This is a genomic window from Streptomyces sp. SID486 (genome assembly GCF_009865385.1).
Lineage (GTDB): Bacteria > Actinomycetota > Actinomycetes > Streptomycetales > Streptomycetaceae > Streptomyces.
The window spans coordinates 1-3436 of the sequence record NZ_WWJT01000308.1 but is presented as its reverse complement, the minus strand read 5'-3'; the positions used below and the strand labels follow the sequence as shown (position 1 = coordinate 3436).

The 3436-nt window shown below is 74.8% G+C and carries 3 protein-coding genes; 1 reads left to right on the top strand and 2 read right to left on the bottom strand.

Annotated elements, in window-relative coordinates:
- Window positions 1-134 precede the first annotated feature (134 nt).
- Together GT045_RS14565 and GT045_RS14560 are read right to left on the bottom strand one after the other, a co-directional pair.
- Window positions 135-659, bottom strand: a complete 525-nt coding sequence (locus GT045_RS14565) for a DUF4232 domain-containing protein (RefSeq protein ID WP_161298329.1) — start codon at window positions 657-659, stop codon at window positions 135-137.
- A gap of 319 nt (window positions 660-978) precedes the next feature.
- On the bottom strand, window positions 979-2577 hold the full coding sequence (locus tag GT045_RS14560) for an alpha/beta hydrolase (protein WP_161334427.1): 1599 nt from the start codon (window positions 2575-2577) through the stop codon (window positions 979-981).
- Window positions 2578-2861: 284 nt separating this feature from the next.
- On the opposite strand from GT045_RS14560, the gene GT045_RS14555 reads away from it, so the two are divergent.
- Window positions 2862-3436, top strand: a 575-nt coding sequence (locus tag GT045_RS14555) for a chaplin (protein ID WP_202528075.1), incomplete at its 3' end; no start/stop codon positions are given.

Genomic DNA, 3436 nt, shown 5'->3' with positions numbered 1-3436 from the left:
GCCGCAGTCCCGTCGCGCCGCCGGGGCGAGGTCCCGTCGGGCCGCGCGGCCGGGGTTCCGCCGGACGGCCAAGCCGGGGTTCCGCCGGACGGCACGGCCGGGGTTCCGTCAGGGCCGCCCGGCCGGCCCGGGGTTCAGCCGAGGCCGATGGCCCGGTCCGCCGCCGCGGCAGACGGCTGCCACCAGGTGGTCACCGGCTCCCAGACGAGCACCCGCCGCCCGGTGCCGAGCTGCGCGGCGCTGGAGGAGCGGCCCCAGTGCGCGACCGACGCCGCCACCGTGACCGAGGGCGCCCGGCGGGCCTCGGGGTCCGCCGGGTCGGCGATGGTCCGGACGTCGGCGTAGGCGGTGCCGCCCGCGGTCAGCCGGCGGCTGCCGGTGCCGCCCGCCGGTGTGGGCAGCGCGGCTCCGTCCAGGTCGCCGAAGGTCACGGTGGGCACGCGGTCGACGGAGCAGGCGCGGGCCCCGCGGTTGGTGACGCTGACCCGCAGCACGGTCGGATCACCCGCCACGGCCTTGGCCCGCAGGGCGAGGGCCTGCTCGGAACAGCGGGCGGACCGGTCCTGGCCGGTCGCGGCCTGGCTCTGCGGTGCGGTCAGCAGCAGGGCCGCCGCGGCGGCGGAGGCGGCGGGTACGGCGATGGCGGCGCGGATGCGCATGAGGGTTGCCCCCTGTCGTGGTCGGTCGGTAAAGGACGGTCTGCAGGCGCCTGCCCGATGTGACGGCAGGCACGCGCGGAAGTTCGCCGCGATCGCCCGATGTGACGGGGCCGGCGTGCGCGGGAGGTCGCGGCGATGCCTGGTGTGACGGGGCCGGCACGCGCGGGAGGTCGCGGCGATGCCCGATGTGATGGGGCCGGCACGCGCGGATTTTCGCGGCGATTCCGGATGCGACGGCCGCACGTGCGGGAGGTCGCCGCGCTGCGCCGCTGCCACCGGGACACGTCACCTCGGCCACCACCGTCGACGGGCGGGACCGTCAGTCCTCGCTCTGCGGGGCGGCGCCCGGAGGCGGCTCGTCCGCCGGACAGGAACTGCCGCTCGCGGGCAGCGCGCCGTAGAGCAGGAAGTCGTCGACCTTGCCGTGCACGCACGTGGAGGAGGAGTACCCGGTGTGGCCGTCGCCCTTGTTGTCGAGCACCACCGCCGACGGGCCGAGCCGCCCCGCGGTCTCCACGGCCCACCGGTACGGCGTCGCCGGGTCCCCGCGCGTGCCCACCAGCAGCATCTTCGCCGAGTGCACGTCCTTCACCCGGTCGCGGATGAAGTCCGTGCCCCGGGGGCGGCCGTAGCACATCAGCAGCTGGGTCAGCCGGTAGCGGCCGAAGACCGGCGAAGCCTCGTCGTACGCGGCCCGCAGGTCCCGCAGGTCCTTGGTGAGCTGTGCCGCGGTGGGCCGGTCGGGGTCGTCCGCGCAGTTGATCGCCATCAGCGAGGCCGCGAGGTTGTCCGCCGGGACGTCCTCGGTGTCGATCAGCCCGCCGTCCGTGCGGCCACCGGGCAGACCGATACCGCCCGTGGAGAACGCCAGCACCCGCCGGGCGTCACCGTCCTCGGTCAGCGAGGCCAGCGCACGCTGCAGCGTCGGCCACAGCTCCTTGCTGTAGAGGGCCTGCCCGATGGCACCCACCAGGTCCTGGCCGGAGAGCGAGCCGCCCAGTCCCGTGGGCAGCGGGTCCTTGTCGAGCGAGCGCACCAGCCGGAGCACCGCGTCCCCGGTCGCACGGCGGTCCTGGCCGAACGGACAGCCGAGATCCTTCACGCACCAGTCCAGGAAGTCGTCCAGCGCCGTCTGCTGCCCCTCGGCACCCGCCACGCCCTGCTCGGCCAGCGACTCGGTCAGCGTGTCCACACCGTCGAGGACGATGCGGCCGACCTTCCCCGGGAACTGCGCCGCATACACGGCGCCGAGCCGGGTGCCGTAGGAGAAGCCGAGGTAGTTGAGCTTGCCGTCGCCGAGCGCCTGGCGGATGACGTCCAGGTCGCGCGAGGCGTTCACGGTGCCGATGTGGGGCAGCACCGGACCCGAGTTGCGGACGCACTCGTCGGCGGCCCGGCGCAACTGCGTGAAGAGTGCCTGCGCATGGCCGGCGTCGGCCGCCTTCCCCATCGCGGCGGAGACGTCGTCGGTGCCCTCGCCGCAGCTGACGGGGGAGGAGCGGCCGACACCGCGCGGGTCGAAGGTGACCACGTCGTAGCCGTTGGTCAGGTCCATGAACTGCCGGCCCTCGGAGGCCAGCTCGGGAATGCCGGCCCCGCCAGGGCCGCCGAAGTTCAGCAGGACCGAGCCCCGTGACGTCCCGGTGGCGCGATAGCGGGCCAGCGCCACGTCGAGGGTGCCGGCACCGGGCCGCGCGTAGTCGAGCGGGACGGTGACCTTCGCGCACTGCAGATCCTTCGGCATGTCCGGGCCCTGGCAGGCGGCCCAGGCGGGATGCTGCCGGTAGAACCGGGACAGGTCGGGCTCCGGCCGCTCGGCGGCGGCCGCGGGCAGCCCGGCGCCGAGCAGCGTCAGAGCGAGCGCCGACGCGCCCGCGCAGCGCCGCACGGTGGGCCGAGTGGACAGCATGGCCAGCATCGATAGCCTCCCGGGGCGCCCGCCGCGGACCGGGGACGGCGCCCTCGGATCACCATAAGCGGCCCCCGTCAGGCCCGCCTGCGGGCGAGCGGGCGGCCACCGGCTGTCGTATCCTCCGCACTCCGTGTGTCCTGTTGATGATCGTTCAGAGGCTTTACATGCAGTTCGATAACACTGCCACTCGATGGGGTGAAAGACCGATTAGCCATAACTCGCATCGGTTCCCCCACGTTCTACGAGGGGCGGGTGAGTGCCCGCGAGGAAGCATGGAAGGCAGGGAACCTATGAGACGGGCTACCCGAAACGGTGTGATCGCCGTCGCCGCCGCGTCCGGCGCGATGGCTGTGGCGCTCCCGGTGTCCGCCGCCTTCGCGGCCGACGGGGCCGGCGCCGACGGCACGGCGGCCGGCTCGCCCGGGCTGGTCTCCGGCAACGGCGTTCAGCTCCCGGTGCACGTGCCGGTGAACGTCTGCGGCAACACGGTGAACGTGGTGGGGCTGCTCAACCCGGCCGCGGGCAACGCCTGCGCCAACGGCGGAGGGGCCAAGGCCGGCGGCACGGGAAAGAACGGACCGGTGACGTCCGGCGGTGCCTCGGCGCACGGTGGTGCGTCCGCCCACGGCGGTGCCGCGGACTCGCCCGGGGTGCTCTCGGGCAACGGCGTCCAGCTCCCGGTCGACCTGCCGGTGAACGTCACCGGCAACAGCGTCAACGTGGTCGGCCTGGGGAATCCGGCCACCGGCAACCAGTCGGTCAACGGCTCCGGCGACCAGCCGCAGCTCCCGCGCACCCCGGCGCCCAAGCCGCGGGCCCCCAAGCCCCCGGCCCCGGTCCGGTCCCACGCCGCCCCGCCCGCGGC

Bases quoted from the DNA above. Each gene is read 5' to 3' on its own strand.
- GT045_RS14565 (WP_161298329.1), bottom strand. From the start codon at position 659: ATGCGCATCCGCGCCGCCATCGCCGTACCCGCCGCCTCCGCCGCCGCG.
- GT045_RS14560 (WP_161334427.1), bottom strand. From the start codon at position 2,577: ATGCTGGCCATGCTGTCCACTCGGCCCACCGTGCGGCGCTGCGCGGGC.